This is a genomic window from Arthrobacter sp. Y3221159 (assembly GCF_059089885.1).
In genome coordinates, this window is the sequence record NZ_JBNHFC010000002.1 from 347,005 (window position 1) to 372,641 (window position 25,637).

Below are 25,637 nucleotides of genomic sequence, written 5' to 3' on the forward strand. Positions count from 1 at the left end.
CTGGCGACCGCGCTGATAAGTACTGGAGGCCGCGACCTGGTGGCGCCGCATCTCGGACTGTAAGGCGGATCAATGTGGGAGTCGATGCTCAGGGAGCTAAGAGCCGGCGTGCAGCTCTCAGGCCGCCGATCCTTCAATGCGGCGTGAGCTTCAGTTTCACGGCGTCGTACTTCTTGAACTTGGCATCGGCTTCAAGATATCGGAACAGGATCGGGTTGGACGGCGTCGCGCGGTGAGGCGTCCAACGGCGAGCCGTCCAGGCCTAGTAGCCATTCATTCAGCAAGATTAAGCCATAAAAAAGACTGGACTAGATGTTTTATAGTGCCGTAGAGTTGCTGGTACAGAGAAAGTGGTGATCGGAATCACATCTGAACTGCTTGTTTTGTCGGACAGTTCGCGTATGGATTACCTTCCGCATGACCCTCCAACAACCATGCACCAGCAAGAAAGGCAGACACGGACATGACACGAGAAGAAGCTTACGCACGATGCCCCTCGGATTCGTACGTCGAATTTTACGGCGGCCAGTGGCTCGTAGTCCCGCTTGTGCCCGTCGAGCAGCCCGACTTTTTCAGGTGCCTGCCTCGGCCGCCGCGCAATTAGAGGCAAGGAAACAAAACGGCGCAAAGGAGCACCGATGACCGCCATTATCAACGACTTGGCCGAGGGCTCGTTCGAGGACCTTCCAACGCCCCTAGCCTGCCCGGCAGCGGATTCCACTCCCCCGGTCTTGACTGTTTCGGTCAACGACGAGGCGGTGCTTGCGATTGCCCGTTGGTTGCACGACAGGGCATGCCTGTACGGGCGCCTATGCGAACTGCGCGACTTCCACGCGTTGGACAACTACGAAACCGATATCCGGGGCATGTTGGCTGCAATGGTGCAGTCCAGCGCTGAAGCTGATTGTCCGGAAATCAGCCCCTGCCGCAGTACAGCTGAACGGCAATGGTTTCAGGGAAAATGGCGGTGCACTGCTTGCCGCGGTGACGTCCGCTTCAGCGGTGGGACCGGCTGGATTCACGTTCATACTGCAGGGCAAGGCTGAAATGTGAAAAAGTGTCGACATGGCTGCACTCATAGAGGATTACGCGTTGCTTTCGGATCTTCAGACCGGTCCTCTCGTCTCCCGGGAAGGCAGCGTGGACTGGCTTTGTTTCCCGCGCTTCGATTCACCGTCTGTGTTCAGCCGGCTTGTAGGTTCTGATGAACACGGTCACTGGCTGTTAGCCCCCAGCGATTCAGGTGCTGTGGTTGTCGACCGGCATTACGTCGAATCAACGTTTGTGCTGCAAACGATGTGGGAAACTTCCGACGGACGAATCCTGGTGACGGATTTCATGCCCTTGGGAGACAGCAGTTCGTCCTTAGTCCGCCGTGTCACAGGTTTGGCCGGGAGCATGGAAATGCGGCAAGAACTCCGGATCCGGCCAGGATATTCCACTGTCCTACCGTGGATGAGCCGTGTTATCGACAGTGGGTCGACAGCATCGTTGGTTCTGTTGGCAATGGCAGGTCCGGATGCTTTCGCGCTGAGAGGCCCCCATCTGCCACAAGCCCATGCGCACGGACATGAAGGAACGTTCATCATCTCCGAGGGCGAGACGGTGGATTTCGAACTAACGTGGTTCCCTTCGCACCGCCCCTTGCCTGCAGCGACGGACGTAGATGCTGCCCTCGAAGTGGCTACCGAGTATTGGAGCCGTTGGGGAAGCCACTGCAGACAAGACGGTGCCTATGGAGGCGCGGTTAAGCGTTCGTTGTTGGTACTTCGCGCCCTCACGCACATGGAAACCGGCGGCATCGTCGCAGCGCCCACGACGTCCCTCCCCGAGGATTTCGGGGGACCGCGGAACTGGGACTACCGGTACTGCTGGTTGCGCGACGCAGCCCTGACATTGGAGTCCATGCTGACTCACGGCTATGAAACCGAGGCGCTTCAGTGGCGCAACTGGCTCCTTCGTGCCCTCGCCGGTGACCCTGAGCAAATGCAGATCATGTACGGGGTCGGGGGCGAGCGGGAACTTCCGGAACGCGAACTTACCCACCTTCCTGGCTATGCCGACTCTAAGCCAGTGCGCATTGGCAACGCCGCCGTATCGCAGTTCCAAGCAGATGTTGTTGGTGAAGTAATGGTGGCCCTGGAGAGACTGCGTATGGCCGGAGGAAAAGAAGACCATTTCTCCTGGGCACTTCAGCAGGCACTCTTGGGCTTCGTCGAAAAGCATATCGATGATAGGGACTTCGGGCTTTGGGAGATGCGCGGCGAAGCACAATACTTCACCCACTCCCGAGTCATGATGTGGGCCGCCTTCAACAGCGCGGTCCGGGCGGTACGGCTGCACGGGCTGACTGGCGATGTGGAGAAGTGGGAGCACCTTCGTGACCGGTTGCGTGAGGAGATCATGCGCGAGGGATTCAACAGGAGCATCGGCTCATTCACCCAAACCTACGGTGGAACTCAAACAGACGCGGCGTTACTGGTGATGCCCCAGGTCGGTTTCCTTCCGTACAACGACGACCACATGCTCGGCACGGTCGCACGGTTGGAACAGGAACTCCTGACCGGCGACGGCCTTTTGCTCCGCTACCGGACAGAGAGCGGCGTTGATGGTTTGGAGCCGGGCGAACACCCTTTCCTCGCATGCTCATTCTGGCTGGTGGAACAATACGCACGCACAGGTCGGCACGGCGAGGCAAAGACCTTGATGGACAAACTCGTGGGGCTCGCAAACGAGCTCGGCCTGCTGAGCGAAGAGTACGCAAGCGATGAAGGTCGGATGGCCGGTAACTTTCCCCAGGCATTCTCACACTTGACCCTCGTCAGGGCGGCCGACGCCATGCACGGGGTGGACCGACTCAGCCTGGCTGTCGAAGAACCGGATTGAACACGATCTCCGGTTTAGCGGCGGGTGCCGTATCAGCGTGGGCCGCCCACCATGCGGCGCAGGCTGCCCGCCAGCTGTTGAGGTCATCTTCAGGGCCGTTGATGCTCAGCGCGGAACCCGACACCCTGGCCACTGCCCCGCCGCAGGAGTAGGCGCCGTCCTCGGCTGTGACTGCTGGGTACTCCTCGTAGAGTTCGCGCAGGGAGCGGATCACGTAGCTTGGGCGCTCGTCTACGGGGGCAACGAGTGCCGTTTGGACTGAATCGACGCCCGTGAGGACGAGGACTGTAGCCATACCTGCGCGGTTTCCGCCCAGAATGTCGGTGTCCAGTCGATCGCCAACAACCAAAGGGCGCTTGACGCTTGAGTGGCGCGCTGCCGTCTCGAACAGGGCTGCTTCTGGTTTTCCTGCCACCAGGGGCACTTTTCCGGTGGCGGCGGTAACCGCTGCCACCAGTGATCCGTTTCCGGGAGCGAACCCCCGCTCCTGCGGAAGGGTCATGTCCAGGTTCGTAGCTACCCATGTAGCGCCCGCCGTGATCGCGTAGGCAGCTTCTGCCAGGTCTTTCCAACCGAGTTCGGGGGAAAACCCCTGAATGACTGCGTCTGGCCGGTCATCCGAAGTGGGTACGACGATGAGTCCTTGTGACCGAACGGAGTCCGCGAGGACCCGACTGCCGACGACGAGTACAGACGCACCGCGCTGAACCTCGCCAGCCAGCAGTTCTGCACCGGCCAAGGCAGATCCGAAGACCTGCTCAGCGGTGGCCGGTGCTCCTAGTTCGCGCAGATGGGCAGCAACCTCCTCGGGTGAGCGCGAAGCGTTATTGGTCACGTACGCCAGGCTTTTGCCCTCGCCGGCGAGCCTGTCGAGTGCTTCGGTGGCGCCGTCGATCGCCTGCGGTCCGGTATAGACGACGCCGTCCAGGTCCGCGAGCACCCCGTCAAAGCCGTCAATCAGCCGCTTGCCGTCTACCTCCCGCTCGCTGGCCGGCTTGGGCTGTCGCGTGGAGGGGGCGCCTTCATCCCGGTCAGCAGGAGACGGTCCAACCCGTGGCGCTGGTCTTTGACGCTTCGCAGCACATGGCTCCAACTCGGCGAGCAGGGTGACCTCGGCCTCCATGAGGTTATTCCGCTGATGGCGGTCCATGGCTACAGCTTCTTTCCGGCCGAGCCGAGCTGCTTGGTGGCCTCCACGACGCGGGCTGTGAGGCCTGCTTCTGTCGAGGCGCCCCAGACGCGGGGGTCGTAGGTCTTCTTGTTGCCCACTTCGCCGTCCACCTTCAGGACACCGTCGTAGTTCTTGAACATGTGGTCGGCCACCGGACGGGTGTACGCGTACTGGGTGTCGGTGTCGATGTTCATCTTGATGGTGCCGTAGGACACGGCGTCCGCGATTTCCTGGTCCGAGGAGCCGGAGCCGCCGTGGAACACCAGGTCGAACGGGTTTTCCTTGCCGATCTTCGCACCCACCTGGGCCTGGATGTCCTTGAGGAGCTCCGGGCGGAGCTTGACGCCGCCGGGCTTGTAGACGCCGTGGACGTTGCCGAAGGGCAGCGCGGTGATGTAGCGGCCGTGCTCGCCTGCACCCAGCGCCTCAACGGTGGCCAGGGCGTCCTCAACGGTGGTGTAGAGCTTTTCGTTGATCTCGTTCTCAACGCCGTCCTCTTCACCGCCCACTGTGCCGATTTCAACCTCGAGGATCATCTTGGCGGCGGCGGTACGCTCCAGCAGCTCGCGGGCGATGCGGAGGTTCTCCTGCAGGGTCTCGGCGGAGCCGTCCCACATGTGGGAGTTGAACAGCGGGTTGCGGCCGGCCTTGACCTCAGCCTCGGAGGCGGCCAGCAGCGGCAGGACGAAGCCGTCCAGCTTGTCCTTGGGGCAGTGGTCGGTGTGCAGCGCGATGTTCACGCCGTAGTTCTTGGCCACCTCGCGGGCGAAGGCTGCAAAGCCCAGGGAACCGGCCACCATGTCCTTGGTGGAGGCGCCGGACCAGTAGGCGGCACCGCCGGTGGAAACCTGGACGATGCCGTCGGACTCAGCCTCGGCGAAACCGCGCAGTGCGGCGTTCAGGGTCTGCGAGGAAGTCACGTTCACGGCCGGGTAAGCGAAGCCGCCTGCCTTCGCGCGGTCGATCATCTCGGAGTAGATCTCTGGGGTTGCAACGGGCATGCTGACTTCCTTGATTGGGGGGTATTCGACCGCAGTTGGACGGAATTGGGTCTTAGCTGGTGTACAGGGTGACGGGATCATCACGAACAAATAGACGGCGAGAGCCGGTGCCGTGCTCGATGACCCAGATCACCTGGCCGTTGTCGGCGCAGTCATCTACAAAGGCTGGGTAAAGGAATGAACCGTTGGACCACACTTGAACACAGTCCCCTTGCTGCAGGGTAGCCCACTCATGGACAGGCTGCTGGCCCGGGAACAAGCGCCTTCCCCCGGTTGCCTCCTTGAACATGTTCTATTCCTTCTTTTGCGCCACGGCGGTCAGCTGCGCTGTGCATCGCACGGCCGGCCCCAAAAGCCTCTGGACAAGACAGAACTAGCGAACGACTTCGTGCGTCATGCCGAATGGAACCTGGTCTGAGAGCGCGGCCGTATAGTGTCCCGGCCGGTTGCGAACGACCAAGATACCGTGATCGCCCGTAAGCATTGCCAGCTCCTGGAGCGTCTTGACGGCTTCATTGAGGCGCTCGTCCAGGACGCGGCGACTAGTGACGTGAATATCGATGGAGTCAAGGAAGGCGGTCATGGTCTTTCCTTTCTGTTTTCGCTGGGCGGGTTACCGTTGCGCCTGCCTTCGGCGAGGCTGCGGCACTCATCCCCAGGCTTTGCGGTGTGAGTGGCATCACATATCGTGTTGGCTGTAGCAAAGGTATCGCGCATAAATCATATAGTCCAGCTTTTTTAGCAGCCATTCCAATCCCTGAACGGGATTGCTCCAATTGCCGGAAGCCAGCGCGGAGTCAGCCTCGGGAGCGGCGACGGCCAGCCATGGGCCCCGCTCAAAAGGGTGGTTTAAACAATCCTAAATTGGGATTTCTCCTACTCGTTCCGGGCCGGACGATGGAGGCTTAGCCCATTCAGGAGGCAAAGTGACCGCACTGATCGCTGAACTGACCCAGATACAAACCGAGCGGCGACACCGTGCAGGCCCCAGCGAAGTCCAAGTGGTCTGTGTCCGAACTGCAGGGCGAGTGCGCAAACTGCGCGACACCCCTGGAACAGCATAGGAAACGCGATAGGGAGAGTCTGTGTGGGAAAAGTAGAGTCCGATGATCCAGTCGTTCCCGAGGTTACTGCGATGCCGTCACCAGGCCGGCCGCTTGTTCTTCTTCGCCCCGGGGAATTTGTCCAGCTATCACAAATCCCGCCACCGCGAAACCGCGACCTCGAGATACAACAACTCATCCACGACCTCGCGGTGCTGGCAGCAACGCACGGCCCGCGTTCTACCGGTATAACCTCGCCCTGAAATTTCGAGTGAAGCTGTCGGTAGCGGTCGAAAAGTGAACCATCACGTGGGGAGTGACGTCGTCGCCTCCGCCGGCGGTTCCGCTGCTTTGATTTCCCCCAAGTTTGTGGAGCTGGAACGCCAGTCAAAGGCTGCATTCAGGACATGGTGTACTTGGCTCGGAGCCAGGAAGCCCGGGAGCTCGAATCGATGCCAAGCCTCAGGCTCGCCGCGAGCCAGCTCGACGCGAATCCAGAACCGAGTCCCGTCCAGCCTCGGTCTCGGCGTCACATTTGTCCACCCTTGCGGCAGCCGAAGGCCTGGTCGCGCTTTACCCGGCTCCGGGCAAAACGCAACCAGGCACCTCGGCGATTTTCACGATGATAACTAGGTACGAAAAACTTATATTTTTCCAAAGGTCCTGAATGAGCGACGGTGTGCGAGCATCGGCATTGCGATGAGCAGTTGAAGCCGCCTGCGGTCCTAAACTTTCTTGTAGTCGTGAGTATTGCTTATGGAATTGGAAGTTTTTCGAGATCTTCGACATCGTCTGAAGAGCGAGCAGGGGATGGTTCTTGTTTCGTCCGCCTTGATTCGTGCTGAGAGTAGAACCAGATGGGTATATAGACTGCCAGTACTATAAAGCCGAGCCAGGTTGGCGCCCAGCCAATTTCCAGGCTGTTGAGATAGACGACACCGATCAGGCACAAGGGCAGATTAAACAGTCCGAAGAGCATGGCGACACGTTTCCATCCCTTGGGTGCTTTGAAGGGTCTTTCCAGGTTTGCCAATGCCGGATGTTTTTTGGCCTTGACGTAGGCGAACAGGCTGATGCCGTTGGCACAGGTGTAACCGATCGCGGCAGCCGCAAGAATTGCCGTCATGGAGCCCATCGAAATGAGGACCATGTTGAACGCTGCGGTGACGAGCAAGGCGATGAACGGGGTTCCGTGGCGGTTGGTTTTGCCAAAGATCTTGGGAAGGTTGTTCTCGGTTGACATGGAGTGCAGAGCGCGCGAGGAACCCAGGTATGCGGTTTGGATGATGAGTATCATGGCCGCAATCAACACGATGATCGTGATGGTCGTGCCCGCCCCGCCAAATACCGCTTGGGCGACTGGAATTAGGGGGGAAATCGGCTCGGCGATGACGCCGTCAACGCCAAGCACACCGATTACTGCAGCTTGCACCAGGACATATGAGAAGAAGCAGATAATGCCGCAGGCGAAGAGCGCTTTGGGAACATCTTTGGAGGGGTTTTTGTATTCAGGGCCGTAAATGGCGGCCGTTTCCCAACCGCAGGCGCTCCACTGTGCAATCGCGAAGATGCCAAAGAGAATCAGGATGTGGTGCATATCCCAGGCCCAATCAGCCGGCATCCAACTGCCGGTGATGTTGTCCAGGTCGACATGGCCGGTGGCAAAAGGCGCGACGGTCAGGATTATGAGCGGTATCAGGGAAACTGCCGCAAGGATGTAACCCAGGATGGCGCCGTCCTTGAGACCGAACCAGTTGATCACGAACAGTCCGGCGAAAATTACCAAGCCCGAGATCAACGAGAGCTGATACTCGGTGAATGTCCCAGCCAGCACCGGAAACAGCCCATGCAGGTAGCCGCCGACCAGGATGGCGAAGATTGCCAGCACCGGGTTCCAGGCAAACCAGTAGCTCCAGGCGCTGAAGCCACCGATCAGCTTGCCCTTGTCATACTTGCCCTTGTAGTTCTCAGTGCGAAATATGTGCTGGGCATAGCCCGGAAGGCCTGAGGCCTTAGGGAAGGTTGTGGCCATTTCAGCATACGCGGCGTTTTGCATGAAGCCCTGAATGACTGATAATCCCCAGACGAGGATTGCCGCGGCAGATAGATACAGTGGGATATAACCCAGCGACGGCAATATCAGCAGGGGCACGCCCAGTGAAATGGACAGCCCCTGCTTCCAGTCGATTGATCTTTTCAGGTGATTGGCTGTATCCAAGCTATTTTCACTCATAAAATTCTCCTTTGAATAGCGGTGAAAACTAAAGAATTCTGCTGGTAGGGGTGACGCGGGCACTTGCCTTTGCCAGGCACCTCTAAGTGATCAAAAGTGGGTGGCTGGGTATGAATCACCCGTGAGGCTGAAGGGGGTTCCCGATTGTGCAGACACGAGGCGGAGATAGGGGTTGGCTGCCGCTGTTTCTTAGTTCGCAGACACCCAAGGGTCACAGGTTGAACTGCTCCAGGTGAGCCTTGGTGATTGCTCTTCCTGCCAAGCTTGATGGTTGCGTCGCCTTTGAGACGAACGCTTCGTCAGTGGTTCGACGATCTGTGTGCTACTCGGGTTTATATTTCGAAGTATCGGAAGGAGTGCGACTTCAGACCTTCGGGATTGGGTCCGTACATCGTGACCATGCGTGCGTAGACCGGGGCCCAGTATCGGCCGAGCTGGCCGGGATTAACGCGAGCTGAATCGCCCGGCTTCAGGATGACAGTCTTGCCCTCACTCTCCACGTGGAGCTCACCTTCCAGAACGAAGTTTGTCTCGCTATGCGGGTGGAAGTCTTCCCAACCGCAGGACCTCAGTTCCCACTCCGAGAGTATGAAATCATCCCAGCTGCCTACTGGATCGGCATTGATGAATCTGCAGTGCAACCGTTGCCATTCGTCCTTCATAGGCTTCATGGACTTAATCGGCCAGAAGTCGATCTTTTCCCCTGCCATAGGTGCCAAGGGCTGAGAGTTGCTGGTAGTAGCCATAGTTTTTGAACCCTTTCTTAAGGCGCGCGATTTGCCGTCCGAATGCTTCGCTGGATCCGGGGCCAGGTTGCGTCATCGTGATGTGGGTCACGGCGATGTCCACTGTGACAGGGACATCCGTTCAAGTCAATCGTTCAAAAGGATAGGTGCCCGGGCTCGAATGCCGCATCAACGAAACGTGAAAAAAGCGAACATGAACGGTTGACTTGCACGCTTGTTCATGTCACCTTTTTTGTAGCGAGCAAACGTGACTGGCATCACAGCATTTAGCTCGGGCCAGCGCCCAGGAGGCCACCCGCGAGGCTAGGGCATGTCGGCTTTTTTCGATCCCTAGAGCCCCTACAGGGGTACCAACTTGACCTTCAGGGCAATTCTGCACGGCATCACAGACCACCAGTTCTTCCCCCATTTCAAAGGAGAAATCATGGAAACCACCCTCATCGGAACGCTCAGCAAGGCCGGATCCATCCACAAGGTAGAAAGCGGCTATGTCGGCCTGCCGTCAATGAACGAACCTGGCACTGTAGCTGCCATCGGCGACTCCCTCCACAACCCGCAGGGCTCGGTCATGTCCGCCGGATTTTTTGAGCTGAAGGCTTCCGAGCCGCTGGTCTACACCTACACGTACGACGAAATGAAAGTCGTCATTAAGGGTGAGTTCATCCTCACCGATCAGCTGACGGGCGAGGTTACGCACGCAAAGGAGCGCGACGTTCTGTTCTTCCCCAAGGGCACAACAGTGAAGTTCGAGACCCCTGAGTATGCCCTGGGGTTCTTCGTCGGTGACCGCAATTTCGCTGCCTAGACCAACCAACGGGCGGTCAAGACCCGTAGCGCAACTTACACCGCCGCACACCGGCGACCTAAAACATCTTTGTAGAGGAGAAGACCATGGTATTACGAGTCGGAATCATTGGCGCCGGCCCCAGCGGCCTGGCACAACTGCGGGCGTTTGAATCAGCGCGTCAGAAAGGCGCCTCGATCCCCGAGATCACATGCTTTGAGAAGCAGGGCGAGTGGGGCGGACAGTGGAATAACAGCTGGCGGATCGGGTTGGACGGTCAGGGCGAGCCGGTGCACTCCAGCATGTACCGGCACCTATGGTCGAATGGGCCCAAGGAGTGCCTGGAGTTTTCGGACTACTCCTTTGACGAGCACTTCGGCCGTCCGATCTCCTCCTTCCCGCCGCGCGAGGTCCTCTTCGACTACATCAAGGGCCGCGTGGAAAAGTCAGACGTTCGCAAGTACGTCAAATTCAATACGGTTGCCCGCCACACCAGCTACAACGGGGCCACGCAGGAATTCACGGTGACGGTTGAGGACCTCAAAACCAACCTCACGGAGACCCATGTGTTCGACAAGCTCGTAGTGGCCACCGGCCACTTCCACGTCCCCGCCGTCCCCGAGTTCAAGGGCATCGAAACCTTCCCGGGCGAGGTTCTGCACGCCCACGATTTCCGCGGCGCCGAGCGCTTTTACGGCAAGAAGCTGCTCATGATCGGAAGCAGCTATTCCGCAGAGGACATCGGCATGCAGTCTCACAAGATGGGCGCCGCATCCATCACCCTCAGCTACCGCACGGCCCCGATGGGTTATCACTGGCCGGAGAACACGGTGGAGCGCCCGCTCGTCACCCATTTCCAGGGCCGCACAGCGTACTTTAGCGACGGTACACACGATGACTTTGACGCCGTCATCCTTTGCACCGGATACCAGCACAAATACCAGTTCCTACCCGGGGAGCTGTCGCTGAGATCACCGAACGTGCTATACCCTGGCAACCTCTACAAGGGTGTGGTGTGGCTACAGAACGACAACCTGTTCTACCTGGGCGCCCAGGACCAGTACTACACGTTCAACATGTTCGACGCGCAAGCATGGTTTGCCCGCGATGTGATGACCGGAAAGATCGACCTTCCATCCCTCACGGAGCGCAAGGCGGATATCCAGCTCTGGCTCGACCGCCAGGCCGCACTGTCCGATCACGACGCAGAAGCCGATTTTCAGACGGACTACCTGCGGGAACTCATTGAGGCAACAGACTACCCTCCCTTCGATCTGGACGCCGTCTGCCAGTTGTTCAAGGACTGGATGCACCACAAGCACGATGACATCCTGGGGTACCGCGATATGCTCCACCGTTCAGTGGTCACCGGCACCATGGCGACGAAGCACCATACACGCTGGATCAATGCAATGGATGACTCGATGGAGCGCTACCTGCACGGAGCCTCCCAGGATCTGGACAACGTGGCACCTGACGATCTCACGGAGACCGTAGCCGCCACCTAACCAAGGTCACGTGGCGTCAGGCCGTCGGCTGGGCTTACCAGGCGGCGGCCTGCCACGTGTACGAGTCAGCCCTACTACTTCTACCTCATGACCTTCGTGGCATCGACAACGGCACCTCTCGTGGGGAGGAACCAGTTCGGTTACTGCGTGGAGTGGTGGAAGTGTTTCCTAAAAGCTCTCGAAATCCGGGCAAATTATGGGCACTAAGGGAAACGAACACAAGTTCGGGTCAAGCGTTCTAGACAGGAAATGAACCTTTCACTCGCCAGGCCATAGTCTTAAGAGGTGCCCCAGGAGGGCCGCCGAACGCGAGACTGGAGAGTGAATTATGCGGGTGTCCTCAAAAGATCGAAAAGAACAGCTGATTTCAGCAACCGTGGAACTTATGAGGCGCGAGGGTGTTCAGTCTGTAACCATGCGCGCCATTGCTAAAGAGGCCAATGCTCCCTTGGCCACTGCCAATTATTGCTTTAGCGGTAAGGAAGAGCTCATGGAGGCGGCCGCCGAGGCTTGGCTAAAAAACCTGAGCAGCTTTTCCGGGGACGTCCCGGCCCACCTAGGCCTTCGTAATGCGGTGGAACAAGTGGCTAAAGGCTATTGGCGAGCACTGGAAGAAGAGCCGGGCAGTCTCCTTGCTGAGATCGAGCTCATTTTGTGGGCAACACGCGGCGCCGCCGTCAGCCCGCTGGCCGCGAAGATTTATCCTGCCTACGAAGTGGAGCTGGGAGGCATATTCTCATCGGCAGCCCAAAGCAATGGCGACGAGTGCCGTATTGGCATCCCTGAGCTCGTAAGGTCTTTCCTGATGATCTACGACGGGGCGGCCCTTCAATACCTGACCGACCCAACGGCGGCCGACCACCGCGCCTTGTTCTTCATGACGCTTGATGCACTGCTGACCAGGGCCGGCGTCTGAGGACAACTCTGCCGCTAACCGCGGCAACGCGGAGAGTCAACGACCGAAAGGGTCTCCTTGCTGGTCACCCACCGCTATGACAGTGCCACAGCTGTTTCAGTCGGAGCGGAACGCCTCTTCGTTGCGTGCCGCCCGATCGAGGGCTTCAAGCACCCGGGCATTGTTGGCCGCGTCCGTGAGATCGTAGCGGAGCGGAGTACCGTTCAGGACGCTGTCAGAGAAGTGTTCGCTCATCCGTACGAAGTGATTTTCTCCCTTGATCTTGTGATAAATCGTGTCCTTTCCGAAGTGGTGCTCCTCCAGAACCGAATCCTCCTCAAGAAGGCCAAACGGATTATCGAGGTAGAGGCGGCCCTCGGTTCCGGTCAGTTCCAGGAAGTTGCGTCGTTCGAGGTTTACTCCGGTATCGAACAGCGCTGTTACGCTGCCGGGGAAGCGCAGTATGCCCGCAATACTGGTGTCGATTCGACCCTCGTCGTTGGCGTCGCGGTAGTTGCCGAATGCGTTGACTCGGCTCGGTTCCTGGGCGGTAACCATACGGCTGACGTTGACGCAGTAGCATCCCGTGTCGAAAAGTGCGCCGCCGCCGAGCTGGCTGTACCAGCGAATGTTGTCACCGCTGCCGGCGTCGAACGAATGCCCGACGTGAATAAAGGTCAGTTTGCCTACGGCATTGCCCGCGAGCAGTTCCTGCAGCTTTTCGAAACGCGGGTGAAAGCGGTACATGAAGCCTTCCAGGACTTTAAGCCCGGTCTCCTCGGCCTTTTGTCTAACCTCATCGCATTCGGCGGCGCTGGTCACCAGTGGTTTTTCACAGAGTACGTGCTTGCCTGCGTCCAAGGACTTCAGTATCCACTCGAGGTGGAGTGCGTTCGGCAACGGAATATACACAGCGTCGATGTCCGGGGAAGCAAGAAGCGCGCCATAGGAGCTAAACGCCTGCGGGATCCCGTGCCTGTCCGCGTATTCCCTGGCCTTTCCCTCGGTGCGGGAGGCGATGCCAACGACTTCCCCGTTCTTCGCCTCCTGCAGCGCCGGGATTGTCTTACGGACGATACGGGCGGTGCCGAGCACGCCCCAACGCAATTTATCGCTCATCTAAATCTCCTCGACGAATGGTGCGCGTACGTGCGAGGGCAGTTACACCGGTGATCAGCCCGATCAGCCCTGCTGCAAGGCCGAGCCATCCTACTGCCGATCCCGCATCAGTGGCAGCGGAGATGCTGGACGCAGCCGCGGCCGGAACGTGGGCGTTGGGAGTTGCAGTGCTGCCCTGTGAGTGGCCATCCGTCTTTGCCGTGGTGGTGAAGGCGGGGGCCGGGTATTCTGGCTCGGCTTGGCTCTCGCTGGTTTCCTGTTCCCATTTCACGGTGTTCCCGTCGGTGTAGGTCTGGGACGCAGGCAGGATCAGTTCAGTACCGGCTTTGGGCAGCACGCCGACCGAGATGGAAAAGGTTTGGTACTCATGCGGACCGATCTGGTGAGCTTCATCCGCGGTCCAGATGACGGAGGTCGGCGCCTTGGTGACGGTTGCGCCGTTGACGGTGACGGGCTGCGGCAGTTCGCTGTTCACCACCTCTGCCTTCCACCCGACCACGGGCTTCACGGAGACGGAGGTGAATGGCGTCTCCGTGGGCAGGGAGATTTCGAGTTTGCTGGTTCTGGCCGTTTCGGATTCGTTTGGCACCCGGAAGGTTAGTTGGGTGTAGCTGCCCTCGGCTGTGCCGTCAGGGTCGACGCGGACGTGGGCGGAAGCTGTGCCTGTGCTTAGGGCCACCAGCCCGGCAGCCAATGTTGTGGCGGCGACGGTGCTAAGGGTACGGCGAGGTGATGTCTTCATGGCAGAATGCCTTTCGCGGAACTAAGGGATGGTGAGGTCAAGAAACCCAGGCGGGGCATGGGGCGCACGCCTGTTGTCGGCGGCGGCCGGTCCCTGGTTTCCTGTGTTCCAGACGGAAGGCGGGTACTCAGGTGGCCGCGGGGACGGCTGGTGGCGGACCTCGCCGGGTAGGAAGTCGCAGCGAGGCGGCTGCCGGGGAAGTTACGACGTCGGTGCGCCACCGGGTGCGGACCGTCGGCGGCAAGGCGATGAAGTCAGGGAGTCGCACGAGCGGCTCAAGCAAGGTGGCTACAAGGCGCAACGCATCCTCGCCACGAGCCAGGAGCAGCGCTGTGACCAGAGTGGCAACGGCGTGGGCAGTGAACATCAGCCATCCGCTCGCTGCGTCAGCGGAAGACATGACGATCCCCACGGAAGTGTCTGTGCCAGGAGCCGGCAGGTGTCCGGCATGCGGGAAGCGGGCAACAGCAGAGCCGAGGTGGGGTGCTGTCCGGGGCCGAGAGCGTCAAGGGACCAATGCAGCCACCCTTGGCCGGCGCCCAGCGAACAAAGAAGCCCAGGTACCGAGAACCGGTGTGAGGAAAGCATCACTATCGGAACCAAGGTCACAACGAAGAGCGCGGCCATGACCTCGGGCCGGGGCGCGTGACCGCCACCAGCGAGGTGTCCGCCCGCACCGAGAATGAAAATCAGGGATCCCACCAGACCGGCGCGGAGCAGCCGGACGGACGTTTGTGTCGTCATCTCTGCTCCTTCCCGGCATCCATGATCCCGTCATGTGTGGTCGTGGGAAACGCTGTATCAGGATGGTTTTACCTACCGTTTTGGACGGCTTGCAGTCGGTGGTGCCTGCACCCCGTTACAGGAACTCGGCTCGTCCTTCCAAGGGTGATGACGCCAGTGCATGCTCGCGGCGGGGTATGCGGCCGCCGCGGTTCGCCAGCCTTCCAGAGAGGACTGCGTGTTTAAATGCGGTGGCCATGCGCACCGGATTCTGTGCCCGGGTGACAGCTGTAGCCAGCAGGACAGCGTCACACCCCAGTTCCATTGCAAAGGCCGCGTCCGAGGCGGTTCCGATGCCAGCGTCGAGCACGACGGGCACGGAAGCGCGGGACACAATCAGCTCGATGTTGTGCGGGCTCAGGATGCCCAGGCCCGTGCCGATGGGTGAGCCAAGGGGCATAACGGTGGAGGCTCCCAGATGCTCGAGCCGTAGGGCCAGGACCGGATCATCGTTGGTGTACGCGAATACCTTGAAGCCGCGGTTGACCAATTGCTCCGTGGCATCGACCAGTTCCACGGCATCGGGCAACAGGGTGTGCTCGTCAGCTATCACCTCGAGCTTGCCCAGTCGGTTTCCAATGCTTCGCGCGCCATTTCGGCGGTGAGCACCGCATCTTTTGCCGTGAAGCAGCCTGCGGTGTTGGGCAGCACCCGGATCTTGTGGTCGAGCAGGAGTTGGAATAAGGAACCGGCCTCCGACGGCGAATAGCGCCGCATGGCGACGGTGGTCAGCTCGGTCCCAGAAGCAACGAGGGCGCTTCCGAGTCCGTCCAGGCTGGGGGCTCCGCCAATGCCCATAATGAGCCGCGAAGTTATTTCGACTCCGTCAATGATCAACGGATCGCTGTCCACGCACATTTCGGTGGTGATGGTCATCAGCTAACCTTTCAGGCCTCAGGAGAGGACGGACTCCGTGGCTGCCTTGCGCGAGGCAAAGGAGCTCAGGACCCCGGTCTTCGCCAGGCCACGGGTCGCGATCCAGGACAGGGCACCGGCGATGACCGCGCCGGAAATCGCGGTGAAGATGATGTAGGCAAGCTTGTCACCGCCGGAGTACGCAATGTTCCAGCCCCACGGCGCGAAGGAATCGTTCAGGCCGCAGAACAGGCCCGCGGCAGCACCGGCCAGCAGCGACACCGGCAGGTTGAACTTCTTGTAAACGAAGATCGCGAAGATGATTTCAGCGCCCAGGCCCTGGACCAAGCCTGAGAACAGCACCGAGGCGCCGTACTGCGAGCCCATCAGGAGCTCACCGGTGGCTGCCACGGTCTCGCAGAACAATGCCGCGCCGGGCTTGCGGATGATCAGCATGCCCAGCACTGCCGGGATCATCCAGCCGCCGGCGATCAGGCCGGTCAGGGGCGGGTAAACCGCGTTCATGGGCCCGGAGACCGCGGCCGCGCCCTGGGACCAGGCCCAGAAAATCACGCCGCCGGCGATGGCGATCAGGGCCGCCACCACGATGTCCACGACGCGCCAGGACTTGCTGGTGGTCTTCTTGATTGCTGCAGTGCTCATGAAAAAATCCTCCTGGGAAACAGGAGGGGAAAGCACGGCACGCGGCTACTGCCGTTACCGGACTTCGAGAACTCGACTCCCTTGCGCCGGTACTAACCGGATCAGGTTCGAGGGTCTGCGGCTGTCCGCACTCTCAGCGCCCACCTGCGGTCCCCGGCCATGGCCAGTGCCGGATGGCGGCGCTCCCCTGTCGTTGTATGAATGGCTACAAACTGTAAGGCCTGGCACGTGTCCAGGCCTTACAGTTTCCCTGGGTCAGGGCGTGAAAATGACGAAGAATTTTCTGATGCGCTCCTGGATTTCCCAGGTGCCCTTCCAACCGATGGGGAAGATAGCTGCGGTTCCGGCCTCTACGGTAGTCGGCTCTCCGCCATCCTCGGTAACCACCATGCGGCCTTCAAGGACGTAGATCGACTCGCCGCGCTCCAGAAACTCCCATCGTGAAAGGCCTGGGTCAGCTTCCCAGACTCCGGAGAGGATCCGGGAATCATCGCTGGTAAAGGGGATAGTGATCCGCGTCGGAATCTCGTCGCCCAGCACTTCGGCCAGGGGTGGACCGAGCGGTGCTTCGTCCAGCTTCCCCTGGAAGAGGGCGGTCGGCTCGAAAGTTATGCTCATGTGAATCTTCCTTTCTGGGTTGCTCCCCCGGGACGGGAGAGTCGGTGTTGGGATCCCCGACTGGTCTAAGCAGCGGGAGAACTTTCCGGGATGGCTGGCGGCAGGGTTGACGACAACCTTGGCCCGGGGTTTTGTTGGTGGGGGTTATTCGACGATCTCGCCCGTGGTTTCGAAGGTAGCGATTTTGCCGATGCGGCGCTCATGGCGTTCGGCATTAGTAAATGGTTCTGCCAGGAATGCTTTGACCAGTTCCGTGGCCTCTTCGACGCTGTGCTGCCTGCCTCCGACGGCGACCACGTTGGCATCGTTGTGTTGGCGGGCGAGCCTGGCTGTGTCGAGGTTCCACGCGAGGGCTGCCCGGACTCCCTTGACCTTGTTTGCGGCGATTTGCTCGCCGTTGCCGGAGCCGCCCAGCACGATTCCGAGCGCGTCCATGCCTGCCGCCCGGTCGGCCACGACGGCGGCGGCGGCGTTGATGCAGAATGCGGGGTAGTCGTCCTCGGCGTCGTAGGCGGCCGGTCCGTGGTCCACCATCTCGTAGCCGCTGGCTGCGAGCGAGGTGATCAGATGGGAGCTGAGCTCCATGCCGGCGTGGTCGGTTGCGATGTGAACGCGCATTATGGGTCCTTCAAGATTGGTAACGGTGATGGGGCGGCCTGCTGCTATGCGAAGGCAAGCTGGCCGTTCGCGCGCAGCGACTCGATTGCCTCAGCAGGGGAAGGTTTGCCGTACACGGCCGAGCCCGCGACAAAGACGTTGGCGCCGGCCTCGGCGGCACGGGTGATGGTTTCTTCCGTGATGCCGCCGTCCACCTGGATGGCTACGTTCACCCCTGAACCGTCGACGGCGGCGCGAGCCCGGCGGATCTTGGGCAGCATCACGTCCAAAAAGGCCTGGCCGCCAAAGCCCGGTTCAACGGTCATGATCAGCAGCATGTCCAGTTCGGAAAGCATGTCCAGGTACGGTTCCACCGGCGTGGCAGGGCGCAGGGCCATGCCGGCCTTCGAGCCCCGGGCGCGAAGCTCACGGGCAAGCTTGATCGGTGCAACCGATGCTTCAACATGGAAGGTGACCGAGGCAATCCCGGCGTCAGCGAACTGGGGGGCCCAGGTGTCAGCATTGGAAATCATCAGATGGGCATCCAGCGGCACAGGACTGACCTTCTGGATCCTTTCCACGACAGGCAGGCCGATGGTCAGGTTCGGGACGAAGTGGTTGTCCATAACGTCCACGTGGACAGCATCGGCATTGCTGATGCGGGCAAGCTCTGCTTCGAGGTTGACGAAGTCGGCCGACAGGATGCTGGGATTGATACAGCAATTTAGGGGTGGCTTGGACATGGTGTCCGCCTTTCTGATCTGCGGCCACTGCGCGGGACCCCTATGGGTCCCGCGCAGTGCGCACTCAATGGTTCAGGATGCCTTCCGGGCGCTGGAGAGCGCGCCCTCAACATCGGCCAGCAGTTCCTTCCAGCTGGCCACGAACTTGTCCAGACCTTCGGATTCCAGGAGAGTGACGACGTCGTTGTAGGAGACGCCGAGGCGCTCGATGGCGGTGAGCACACCTTGTGCTTCCTCGTATGTGCCGGTGATCGTGTCGCCGGTGATCACGCCGTGGTCGAAAGTGGCGTCCAGCGTTTTCTCGGGCATGGTGTTTACCACGTCGACGGCGGCGAGTTCGGTGACGTAGAGGGTGTCCGAGTAAGCGGGGTCCTTCACACCGGTGGAGGCCCATAGCGGCCGCTGCCGGCGGGCGCCGGCTTGAGCCAGGACTGCCCAGCGTTCAGTGGCAAACAGCTCCTCGTAGACCTGGTAAGCCAAGCGGGCGTTGGCGACGCCTGCCTTGCCCTTGAGCGCCCTGGCTTCGTCGGTGCCGATGGCGTCGAGGCGCTTGTCGATCTCGGTATCCACACGCGAAACGAAGAAGGACGCCACCGAATGGATCTTCGAGAGGTCGTGGCCGTTCTCCTTGGCCTGTTTCAGGCCGGCCTGGAAGGCGTTGATGACGGCACGGTAGCGCTCCAGCGAGAAGATCAGGGTCACATTGACGCTGATACCCTCGGCCAGAACGGAAGTGATGGCCTCAAGGCCCTCAAGGGTGGCCGGGATCTTGATCAGGACGTTGTCTTTGTCGACCTTCTTGAACAGTTCTTTGGCCTCGGCGATGGTGCCGGCGGTGTCCCAGGCGAGGCGTGGGTCCACCTCGATGGACACGCGGCCGTCAACGCCGTTCGTCGCGGCGGCGATAGGGGCGAAGAGGTCACAGGCGTCCGCGACATCGGTGGTGGTGATCTCGAAGATCGTCTCCTCCACGCTGCTGCCCCGCGCGGCAAGCCCGGCGATGGCGGCGTCGTAGTCGGTGCCCGAAGTTATCGCGGCCTGGAAGATGGACGGGTTGGTGGTCACGCCAACCACGTTCTTCTCTTCGATGAGCTTCTGCAGCCCGCCGCTGGAGAGCCGGCCTCGGGAAAGATCGTCCAGCCAGATCGATACTCCGGCGTCGGAGAGCTGTTGGGTGGGAGTAGTCATTGTCTTTTCTCCTGAAATCGGTTGTTAGGCCTGCAGGCCTGCGAGGGAGTCCTTAGCGGCGGCTGTGACTGCTTCCGCCGTGATGCCGAACTCCTGGAAGAGACGCTTGTAGTCAGCGGAGGCGCCGTAGTGCTCGAGGCTGATGGAACGGCCGGCATCACCGACGAATTCCTTCCAGCCCAGGGCCAGTCCTGCTTCAACGGAGACACGCGCCCTGACCGCGGACGGGAGGACCGACTCACGGTAGGCAGCGTCCTGCTTGTTGAACCACTCAACGCACGGCATGGAGATGACACGGGTGGCGATGCCTTCGGCCTGGAGTGCTTCGCGGGCCTGGACTGCCAGCTGCACTTCGGAGCCGGTGGCGATCAGGAGCACCTGGGCCGGGACGGTGGCACCGCCATTGGATGCCTCGGCCAGGACATAGCCGCCCTTGGCCACACCTGCCGGGGAAGCGAACGTGTCACCCTCGGCGGTCCCCTCGCCGCGGGCGAAAGTCGGAACGTTCTGGCGGGTCAGGACGATGCCGGCCGGGTTGCTGTGGTTTTGCAGCATGGTCTTCCATGCGATGCCAACCTCGTTGGCGTCGGCCGGTCGAACAACATCCAGGCCCGGGATCGCACGCAGGGTGGAGAGCTGTTCCACCGGCTGGTGGGTGGGGCCGTCCTCGCCCAGTCCAATGGAGTCGTGTGACCACACATAGATGGACCCGACGCCCATCAGGGCGCCGAGGCGGATGGCCGGCTTCTGGTAGTCACTGAAGATCAGGAACGTCCCTGAGAACGCGCGGGTCTTGCCGTGCAGGCTGATGCCGTTCACGATCGAGGCGGCGGCGTGCTCGCGGATGCCGAAGTGCAGGACGCGGCCGTAGGGGTTGCCCTTCCAGGCTTCCGTGGAGCGGGAAGCCGGGATGAACGACGGCGATCCCTCGATGGTGGTGTTGTTGGACTCGGCGAGGTCGGCTGAACCGCCCCAGAGTTCCGGCATGACCGGTCCGATGGCGTTCAGGACCTTGCCGGACGCGGCGCGGGTGGAGACGTCCTTACCTGCCTCGAAGACAGGCAGGGCGGCGTCGAGTCCGGCGGGCAGCCGGCGGGCTTCGACGCGCTCCAGCAGGGCGGCGCCCTCGGGGTTGGCGGACTGCCAGGCGGAGAAGGACTCTTCCCATTCGGAGCGGGCGGCTGCGCCGCGGTCCACAACCTTGCGGGCGTGGGCAAGGACGTCCTCATCCACCTCGAAGGACTTGGCGGGGTCGAAGCCCAGCACTTCCTTCAGAGCTGCAACTTCATCGGCGCCCAGGGCTGACCCGTGGATCTTGCCCGTGTTCTGCTTCTTGGGGGCGGGGTAGCCGATGATGGTGCGCAACGAGATGATGGACGGCCTGGAGGTCTCAGCCTTGGCCGCCAGCAGCGCGGAGTAGAGCTCTTGGACGTCTTCGACGTATTCGCCCGTCTCGGTCCAGTCAACGCGCTGGGTGTGCCAGCCGTAGGCTTCGTAACGCTTCAGGACATCCTCAGTGAAGGCGATGTCGGTATCGTCCTCAATGGAGATGTGGTTCTCGTCGTAGATGACGACGAGGTTGCCCAGTTCCTGGTGGCCGGCCAGGGAGGAAGCCTCCGAGGTCACGCCTTCCTGGATGTCGCCGTCGGAGGCAATGACCCAAATGGTGTGGTCGAACGGGCTCTCGCCGGCGGGGGCATCGGCGTCGAACAGGCCGCGCTGGCGGCGCTGGGAGTAGGCAAAGCCCACCGAGGATGCAAGGCCCTGGCCCAGCGGGCCGGTGGTGATCTCCACACCGGCAGTGTGCTTGTACTCCGGGTGGCCGGGGGTCAGTGCCCCCCAGGTCCGCAGCGCCTGAAGGTCCTCCAGTTCCAGGCCGTAGCCTGACAGGAACAGCTGGCTGTAGAGGGTCAGCGAGGAGTGCCCCGGGGACAGGATGAACCGGTCACGGCCGATCCAGTCCGGATCGCGCGGATCGTGGCGCATCAGCTTCTGGAAAAGGAGATACGCAGCAGGAGCCAGGCTCATCGCGGTCCCCGGGTGTCCGTTGCCTACCTTCTCAACGGCGTCGGCTGCCAGGACGCGGAGTGTGTCCACCGCGCGCTGGTCCTGGGACGTCCAGTCCAGTCCAGCAGTATCAGGACGCGGGGTGAGTACGGCATTTGCTGTCGGGTTCACTATTAATCCCCTTTGTTTGAATGATTTGGCCTTGCACGACCACATGAACTTTCGGTTAGATCCATCATCGCGAAACAAAGGGGTAGCAGTAATCCTGTTTTCTGGCAGTTTTTACTATACTTTAGGACTGGGTGGTGTGATCCACCTCTCCTCGACCAGCCACTAGGAAGATGACATGACCGTTACAGACCTGCCATGGCCACTGTTGCAGACCGTTGCTGCCCTGGCTGATGCCCCACTGGCCAAAATAGCGGAACGGCTCCGTAACGCCACCCTGCCTTACATCAAGAGCAGTGCGCTGGTCATCTTCACCGAGGACTGTACTGGCAGGCCCCAGAAGAAGGCGGGTGCGGAGGACATCATTTCCCGTGTCAGCATCCCGGAATTGGACGAGCTTCGCGCCACCCTGTCCGACGAAACGCCTTGGTTTGGGGAAGCCGACCTGGCCGGCAAACCCCGGCAGGTGCTAGCTCACAAGCATGCCGCCAGCCAGGCCCTCCTCGTCCTCACCGATCCCTCCCCCACCGGTTCGGGAGATGACGCCAACCTGGACCTTGTGACGTTCCTATGGCGCATCGCGGCGCGGCGAATCCAGGAAAAAGTGGCGGATGCACCGCCGTCGTACTTGTTGGAGTCCCGGGCAGCATCAGCTGAACGCATCCGTGTGACGGCCGAACTGACCGATCTGCATTCGACCACTCTCGAAACCCTCATGGCAGCCCTGCGCTCGGCGTCCCTGGACGATGCAGCTGCCCGCACAACCGTCATAGAACTCACTGCCAAGGCCCTCCTCGGGTTAAGGACCCTTAGTGACCGGACAACAGACATAGCAGAAGAGCCCGTCGCCAAAGCCTTCGAACGGCTGCGGGAAGACTTGCGGCCGCTCACGGGCTTTAGCGGCATTGACGTCCAATTCATCGAACCACCCTTGAATGGCAGGGCCCTCCCCGGCGAGATCGCCCATGCTGCCCGTGCCATCGTCCGCGGACTTGTCCTGGCCATGATGGAACAAACAGACATCACCAGAATCCGGACACAGTGGGACTGCGATGGCGGAAACCTGCTGATCAACGTGCGAGATGACGGAGGCGGTGCACTCACCGCCGAAACGCCGAGCATCGTGGGCCTGCAACGCCGGGTCCAAGCGCTCTCCGGACAGCTGCGGATGGACGTCATGTCCGGTTGGGGGGCCGACATCTTCGTATCACTCCCCCTGGACCCGCCCGCCCGCCCCACCGGAGATGTAGCGGGATGGAATCTTGCCGCAAGGGAACTCGAGGTACTCCAGCACCTCGCCGCCGGACACCGCAACCGTACTATCGCCTCAACAATGGGCATCAGCGAGAACACGGTCAAGTTCCACGTGCGAAACCTGTTCAGGAAGCTCGACGTCGGGTCACGAACCGAAGCTATCGCCTTGGCCCACAGCCACGGACTCCGGTAACGCTGCTTTTTGACACCAGCAGAGGCGCGCCGGGCATTCCCGGCGCGCCTCACTTACTCACTCCTGGTGAAATTGCTGCCTACTGCGGAACCTTGGCAAGAGTTTCCTGCTCGGCGCCGATGGTGGTGTCGTCGCCGTGGCCGGTGCGGACCACAGTCTCGGGCGGCAGCACCAGGAGCCGCTCCCGGATGGAAGCCAGGATGGTCGGGTAATCACTGTAGGACCGGCCGGTGGCGCCGGGGCCGCCGTTGAACAGCGTGTCCCCGGTGAAGATCGTTGCTTCGCTTTCGAGATAGAAGCACGTGGAGCCAGGGGAATGGCCGGGCGTGTGAATTGCCAACAGGGCCGTTTCTCCCACCTCGAACACGTCTCCGTCTCCGTGGTAACGGTCAGGTTCGTAGTCCGGGTAGACCTGCTCCCAGAGCACAAGGTCCTCCGGGTTCAGGTAGATCGGGGCACCCACGGCGACGGCAACTTCCCGGGCAGCGCCGATGTGGTCGTTGTGCGCGTGGGTCAGCAGGATGGCCTTGACCTTCCGGCCGCGGACCTGATTGATGATCGTAGCGGCGTCGTGCGGGGAGTCAATGATCACGCACTCCTCGTCGTTGCCCACGATCCATACGTTGTTGTCCACGTCCCAGGTGCCACCGTCGAGCGAAAACGTCCCCGAGGTGACCACGTTCTCAATCCTGACGGACATTAGATTGCACTCCTCTGCGTCAGGTCGACCACCGAACGCAGGACCTTGCCCTTATGCATCCGTTCGAAAGCCTCCTCCACTTGATCAATGCTGATGCGTTCGGTGACGAAGGCGTCCAGGTCCAGGTTGCCCTGCTTGTAATGCGAGACGAGCATCGGGAAGTCCCGGGAGGGCAGGCAATCGCCGTACCAGGAGGACTTCAGCGAACCGCCCCGGCCGAACACGTCCAGCAGCGGCAGCTCCAGCTGCATCTCCGGCGTCGGGACGCCCACCAGCACCACCCGGCCGGCGAGGTCGCGGGCATAGAACGCCTGCTTGTACGTTTCGGGACGGCCGACGGCGTCAATCACCACGTCCGCCCCGTTGCCACCGGTGAGGGCGCGGATCGCCTCCACCGCGTCCTCCTGCCGGGAGTTCACGCCATGGGTCGCGCCCAGGGACCTGGCCATCTCGATCTTGTTATCGTCGATGTCCACCGCGATGATCGTCGTCGCACCCGCCAGCCTGGCGCCGGCGATCGCGGCGATACCCACCCCGCCGCAGCCGATCACGGCCACGGACTCGCCGCGCTTGACCTCACCGGTATTGATGGCGGCACCAATGCCGGCCATCACACCGCAGCCCAGAAGGCCCACCGCCGCGGCGTCGGCCTCCGGGTCCACCTTGGTGCACTGCCCGGCAGCCACAAGGGTCTTCTCCGCGAACGCACCGATGCCCAGCGCGGGGGAAAGTTCGGTGCCATCCTCCAGCGTCATCTTCTGGGTGGCGTTGTGCGTGTTGAAACAGTACTGCGGCTGGCCCTTGGCACACGCCCGGCACTGGCCGCAGACCGCGCGCCAGTTCAGTATCACCCGGTCACCCGGGGCCACAGACGTCACATCGGGGCCCACCGCGCTGACCACACCCGTGCCCTCATGGCCCAGCAGGTACGGGAACTCATCGCCAATGCCGCCCTGCTTGTAATGCAGGTCCGTGTGGCAGACACCGCAGGTCAAGATATCCACCAGCGCCTCCCCCGGCCCCGGGTCCGGCACCAGGATGGTCTCCAGCGAAACCGGGGCATCCTTCTCCCGGGCTACCACCGCTTTAACTTTATGGACCATTGCTTGGTTTCCTTTCATGGATCCGGCCGGACCCCGTGACTCGGCGGTGATATGGGTGGCCATAAGCCGGATGTGTTGTTGTGCCGCCACCGTTCTGTCCCGAGTGCCGTCGACCTGTACCAATCAAGCCGGGACCAGGCACGCCTGCCGCGGGTTCAGCACAGCACCGGAATCCTGCGAGGTTGCCATGAGGTTTGCCCGCCCCAGTTGGGCGACTGTTTCACCGAAGACGTGGTCCGGGTCCAGGCGGCGGAGTTCTTCCGCGAGGCAGTCGCGGAGGTTTGGGCGCGGGAGGGAGATGCGTTGGGCGGGTTGGCCCGGCTGGGTGAGTACAGCGACGGTTTGTCCGGGGCGGAGGAGTTGAATGTCGCCGTCGGGAAGTGTGAGGCGGACCCGGCGGAGGCCCGTTCCGGGGGTGCCCGGCACGATGGTCACGGGCACGTTCAGCGCGGTGTTCAGCCAGGCTGCCATCAGCAGCGTGCTTGGGGAATCCGGGGCCCCTTCAACTTCGGCGGCCAGTACCGCGGTTGAGCTGGCCTGGTCCAGGGCTGCGGCGAGTTGGATGCGCCAGTTGGTGAGGCGGGTCCAGGCGAGGTCGGTGTCGCCTGCTTTGTAGGTGGCGCGGATGTTTTCGAGC

Annotated in this window: 24 protein-coding genes, 1 pseudogene and 1 riboswitch; of the genes and pseudogenes, 6 read left to right on the top strand and 19 right to left on the bottom strand. The window is 61.3% G+C overall.

Annotated features, from left to right (window positions below; all coding sequences use genetic code 11):
- Positions 1 to 638: 638 nt before the first annotated feature.
- Together AC5RT3_RS03990 and AC5RT3_RS03995 are read left to right on the top strand one after the other, a co-directional pair.
- Positions 639 to 1,046, top strand: coding sequence for a hypothetical protein (locus AC5RT3_RS03990; protein ID WP_494053432.1), 408 nt, complete (start codon positions 639 to 641; stop codon positions 1,044 to 1,046).
- Between the two features lie 19 nt (positions 1,047 to 1,065).
- Positions 1,066 to 2,886, top strand: a complete 1,821-nt coding sequence (locus AC5RT3_RS03995; RefSeq protein ID WP_494102460.1) for a glycoside hydrolase family 15 protein — start codon at positions 1,066 to 1,068, stop codon at positions 2,884 to 2,886.
- Here AC5RT3_RS03995 and AC5RT3_RS04000 read toward each other — a convergent pair.
- The 6 genes from AC5RT3_RS04000 to AC5RT3_RS04025 all read right to left on the bottom strand — a co-directional run bounded on the left by AC5RT3_RS04000 (position 2,858) and on the right by AC5RT3_RS04025 (position 9,080).
- Positions 2,858 to 4,036: an HAD-IIA family hydrolase gene (locus AC5RT3_RS04000; RefSeq protein ID WP_494053430.1), complete on the bottom strand. Its 1,179-nt coding sequence runs from the start codon at positions 4,034 to 4,036 to the stop codon at positions 2,858 to 2,860. The two genes, AC5RT3_RS03995 and AC5RT3_RS04000, sit on opposite strands and share 29 nt — an antisense overlap.
- Before the next feature lie 2 nt (positions 4,037 to 4,038).
- The gene (fbaA, locus tag AC5RT3_RS04005; protein WP_494123550.1) at positions 4,039 to 5,058 is read right to left on the bottom strand and encodes a class II fructose-bisphosphate aldolase; all 1,020 of its coding nucleotides are present in this window, start codon (positions 5,056 to 5,058) and stop codon (positions 4,039 to 4,041) included.
- 52 nt (positions 5,059 to 5,110) lie between these two features.
- Positions 5,111 to 5,347: a hypothetical protein gene (locus AC5RT3_RS04010; RefSeq protein ID WP_494053428.1), complete on the bottom strand. Its 237-nt coding sequence runs from the start codon at positions 5,345 to 5,347 to the stop codon at positions 5,111 to 5,113.
- Positions 5,348 to 5,431: 84 nt separating this feature from the next.
- A complete protein-coding gene (locus AC5RT3_RS04015) occupies positions 5,432 to 5,641 on the bottom strand; it encodes a hypothetical protein (RefSeq protein ID WP_494053427.1) in 210 nt (69 codons plus the stop codon).
- A gap of 1,214 nt (positions 5,642 to 6,855) precedes the next feature.
- Positions 6,856 to 8,334, bottom strand: coding sequence for an APC family permease (locus AC5RT3_RS04020; protein WP_494102457.1), 1,479 nt, complete (start codon positions 8,332 to 8,334; stop codon positions 6,856 to 6,858).
- Between the two features lie 332 nt (positions 8,335 to 8,666).
- Entirely contained in the window at positions 8,667 to 9,080 is a 414-nt protein-coding gene (locus AC5RT3_RS04025; RefSeq protein WP_494053425.1) for a cupin domain-containing protein, read from the bottom strand.
- 424 nt (positions 9,081 to 9,504) lie between these two features.
- Here AC5RT3_RS04025 and AC5RT3_RS04030 point away from each other — a divergent pair, with 424 nt between their 5' ends.
- From AC5RT3_RS04030 to AC5RT3_RS04040, 3 genes are all read left to right on the top strand, one after another.
- Positions 9,505 to 9,885: a cupin domain-containing protein gene (locus tag AC5RT3_RS04030; protein WP_494053424.1), complete on the top strand. Its 381-nt coding sequence runs from the start codon at positions 9,505 to 9,507 to the stop codon at positions 9,883 to 9,885.
- 86 nt (positions 9,886 to 9,971) lie between these two features.
- The gene (locus tag AC5RT3_RS04035) at positions 9,972 to 11,372 is read left to right on the top strand and encodes a trimethylamine monooxygenase (RefSeq protein WP_494123551.1); all 1,401 of its coding nucleotides are present in this window, start codon (positions 9,972 to 9,974) and stop codon (positions 11,370 to 11,372) included.
- Positions 11,373 to 11,700: 328 nt separating this feature from the next.
- On the top strand, positions 11,701 to 12,288 hold the full coding sequence (locus AC5RT3_RS04040) for a TetR/AcrR family transcriptional regulator (RefSeq protein WP_494053422.1): 588 nt from the start codon (positions 11,701 to 11,703) through the stop codon (positions 12,286 to 12,288).
- 96 nt (positions 12,289 to 12,384) lie between these two features.
- Here AC5RT3_RS04040 and AC5RT3_RS04045 read toward each other — a convergent pair whose 3' ends face one another.
- The 10 genes and pseudogenes from AC5RT3_RS04045 to tkt form a co-directional block, all read right to left on the bottom strand.
- Positions 12,385 to 13,386 carry a Gfo/Idh/MocA family protein gene (locus AC5RT3_RS04045; RefSeq protein ID WP_494053421.1) on the bottom strand — a complete coding sequence of 334 codons (1,002 nt, stop codon included), beginning with the start codon at positions 13,384 to 13,386 and terminating at the stop codon, positions 12,385 to 12,387.
- Positions 13,376 to 14,128, bottom strand: a complete 753-nt coding sequence (locus AC5RT3_RS04050; protein WP_494053420.1) for a YcnI family copper-binding membrane protein — start codon at positions 14,126 to 14,128, stop codon at positions 13,376 to 13,378. Before AC5RT3_RS04050 ends, AC5RT3_RS04045 begins: the two co-directional genes overlap by 11 nt.
- A 127-nt stretch (positions 14,129 to 14,255) precedes the next feature.
- Positions 14,256 to 14,528 carry a hypothetical protein gene (locus tag AC5RT3_RS04055; protein ID WP_494053419.1) on the bottom strand — a complete coding sequence of 91 codons (273 nt, stop codon included), beginning with the start codon at positions 14,526 to 14,528 and terminating at the stop codon, positions 14,256 to 14,258.
- Positions 14,529 to 14,987: 459 nt separating this feature from the next.
- Positions 14,988 to 15,787, bottom strand: a pseudogene (locus AC5RT3_RS04060) (thiazole synthase).
- Positions 15,788 to 15,805: 18 nt separating this feature from the next.
- Positions 15,806 to 16,429: an ECF transporter S component gene (locus tag AC5RT3_RS04065; RefSeq protein ID WP_494053417.1), complete on the bottom strand. Its 624-nt coding sequence runs from the start codon at positions 16,427 to 16,429 to the stop codon at positions 15,806 to 15,808.
- Between the two features lie 60 nt (positions 16,430 to 16,489).
- Positions 16,490 to 16,628: riboswitch (TPP riboswitch) on the bottom strand.
- A gap of 56 nt (positions 16,629 to 16,684) precedes the next feature.
- Positions 16,685 to 17,047 (bottom strand): cupin domain-containing protein, encoded by a 363-nt coding sequence (locus AC5RT3_RS04070; RefSeq protein WP_494053416.1) that lies wholly within the window; start codon positions 17,045 to 17,047, stop codon positions 16,685 to 16,687.
- 144 nt (positions 17,048 to 17,191) lie between these two features.
- Positions 17,192 to 17,665 (bottom strand): ribose-5-phosphate isomerase, encoded by a 474-nt coding sequence (locus AC5RT3_RS04075; RefSeq protein ID WP_494053415.1) that lies wholly within the window; start codon positions 17,663 to 17,665, stop codon positions 17,192 to 17,194.
- A 44-nt stretch (positions 17,666 to 17,709) separates the two neighbouring features.
- Positions 17,710 to 18,387 carry a ribulose-phosphate 3-epimerase gene (gene rpe / locus AC5RT3_RS04080; protein ID WP_494053414.1) on the bottom strand — a complete coding sequence of 226 codons (678 nt, stop codon included), beginning with the start codon at positions 18,385 to 18,387 and terminating at the stop codon, positions 17,710 to 17,712.
- Between the two features lie 72 nt (positions 18,388 to 18,459).
- On the bottom strand, positions 18,460 to 19,575 hold the full coding sequence (tal, locus tag AC5RT3_RS04085) for a transaldolase (RefSeq protein WP_494053413.1): 1,116 nt from the start codon (positions 19,573 to 19,575) through the stop codon (positions 18,460 to 18,462).
- Between the two features lie 24 nt (positions 19,576 to 19,599).
- Positions 19,600 to 21,753, bottom strand: a complete 2,154-nt coding sequence (gene tkt / locus AC5RT3_RS04090) for a transketolase (RefSeq protein ID WP_494123552.1) — start codon at positions 21,751 to 21,753, stop codon at positions 19,600 to 19,602.
- Between the two features lie 175 nt (positions 21,754 to 21,928).
- Between tkt and AC5RT3_RS04095 the strand changes: the two genes are divergently transcribed.
- Positions 21,929 to 23,197, top strand: coding sequence for a helix-turn-helix transcriptional regulator (locus AC5RT3_RS04095; RefSeq protein WP_494053411.1), 1,269 nt, complete (start codon positions 21,929 to 21,931; stop codon positions 23,195 to 23,197).
- Between the two features lie 79 nt (positions 23,198 to 23,276).
- On the opposite strand, the gene AC5RT3_RS04100 is transcribed toward AC5RT3_RS04095, so the two are convergent.
- From AC5RT3_RS04100 to AC5RT3_RS04110, 3 genes are all read right to left on the bottom strand, one after another.
- Positions 23,277 to 23,897: an MBL fold metallo-hydrolase gene (locus AC5RT3_RS04100; RefSeq protein ID WP_494123553.1), complete on the bottom strand. Its 621-nt coding sequence runs from the start codon at positions 23,895 to 23,897 to the stop codon at positions 23,277 to 23,279.
- The gene (locus AC5RT3_RS04105) at positions 23,897 to 25,000 is read right to left on the bottom strand and encodes an S-(hydroxymethyl)mycothiol dehydrogenase (protein ID WP_494123554.1); all 1,104 of its coding nucleotides are present in this window, start codon (positions 24,998 to 25,000) and stop codon (positions 23,897 to 23,899) included. The genes AC5RT3_RS04100 and AC5RT3_RS04105 overlap by 1 nt, the downstream gene beginning before the upstream one ends.
- Positions 25,001 to 25,123: 123 nt before the next feature.
- Positions 25,124 to 25,637: glucose-6-phosphate dehydrogenase assembly protein OpcA (locus AC5RT3_RS04110; protein WP_494123555.1), on the bottom strand; the 514-nt coding region annotated here is incomplete at its 5' end.

Coding starts and splice junctions, on each gene's coding strand:
- AC5RT3_RS03990 (WP_494053432.1), top strand. CDS start 639: ATGACCGCCATTATCAACGACTTGGCCGAGGGCTCGTTCGAGGACCTT.
- AC5RT3_RS03995 (WP_494102460.1), top strand. CDS start 1,066: ATGGCTGCACTCATAGAGGATTACGCGTTGCTTTCGGATCTTCAGACC.
- AC5RT3_RS04000 (WP_494053430.1), bottom strand. CDS start 4,036: ATGGACCGCCATCAGCGGAATAACCTCATGGAGGCCGAGGTCACCCTG.
- fbaA (WP_494123550.1), bottom strand. CDS start 5,058: ATGCCCGTTGCAACCCCAGAGATCTACTCCGAGATGATCGACCGCGCG.
- AC5RT3_RS04010 (WP_494053428.1), bottom strand. CDS start 5,347: ATGTTCAAGGAGGCAACCGGGGGAAGGCGCTTGTTCCCGGGCCAGCAG.
- AC5RT3_RS04015 (WP_494053427.1), bottom strand. CDS start 5,641: ATGACCGCCTTCCTTGACTCCATCGATATTCACGTCACTAGTCGCCGC.
- AC5RT3_RS04020 (WP_494102457.1), bottom strand. CDS start 8,334: ATGAGTGAAAATAGCTTGGATACAGCCAATCACCTGAAAAGATCAATC.
- AC5RT3_RS04025 (WP_494053425.1), bottom strand. CDS start 9,080: ATGGCTACTACCAGCAACTCTCAGCCCTTGGCACCTATGGCAGGGGAA.
- AC5RT3_RS04030 (WP_494053424.1), top strand. CDS start 9,505: ATGGAAACCACCCTCATCGGAACGCTCAGCAAGGCCGGATCCATCCAC.
- AC5RT3_RS04035 (WP_494123551.1), top strand. CDS start 9,972: ATGGTATTACGAGTCGGAATCATTGGCGCCGGCCCCAGCGGCCTGGCA.
- AC5RT3_RS04040 (WP_494053422.1), top strand. CDS start 11,701: ATGCGGGTGTCCTCAAAAGATCGAAAAGAACAGCTGATTTCAGCAACC.
- AC5RT3_RS04045 (WP_494053421.1), bottom strand. CDS start 13,386: ATGAGCGATAAATTGCGTTGGGGCGTGCTCGGCACCGCCCGTATCGTC.
- AC5RT3_RS04050 (WP_494053420.1), bottom strand. CDS start 14,128: ATGAAGACATCACCTCGCCGTACCCTTAGCACCGTCGCCGCCACAACA.
- AC5RT3_RS04055 (WP_494053419.1), bottom strand. CDS start 14,528: ATGTCTTCCGCTGACGCAGCGAGCGGATGGCTGATGTTCACTGCCCAC.
- AC5RT3_RS04065 (WP_494053417.1), bottom strand. CDS start 16,429: ATGAGCACTGCAGCAATCAAGAAGACCACCAGCAAGTCCTGGCGCGTC.
- AC5RT3_RS04070 (WP_494053416.1), bottom strand. CDS start 17,047: ATGAGCATAACTTTCGAGCCGACCGCCCTCTTCCAGGGGAAGCTGGAC.
- AC5RT3_RS04075 (WP_494053415.1), bottom strand. CDS start 17,665: ATGCGCGTTCACATCGCAACCGACCACGCCGGCATGGAGCTCAGCTCC.
- rpe (WP_494053414.1), bottom strand. CDS start 18,387: ATGTCCAAGCCACCCCTAAATTGCTGTATCAATCCCAGCATCCTGTCG.
- tal (WP_494053413.1), bottom strand. CDS start 19,575: ATGACTACTCCCACCCAACAGCTCTCCGACGCCGGAGTATCGATCTGG.
- AC5RT3_RS04095 (WP_494053411.1), top strand. CDS start 21,929: ATGACCGTTACAGACCTGCCATGGCCACTGTTGCAGACCGTTGCTGCC.
- AC5RT3_RS04100 (WP_494123553.1), bottom strand. CDS start 23,897: ATGTCCGTCAGGATTGAGAACGTGGTCACCTCGGGGACGTTTTCGCTC.
- AC5RT3_RS04105 (WP_494123554.1), bottom strand. CDS start 25,000: ATGGTCCATAAAGTTAAAGCGGTGGTAGCCCGGGAGAAGGATGCCCCG.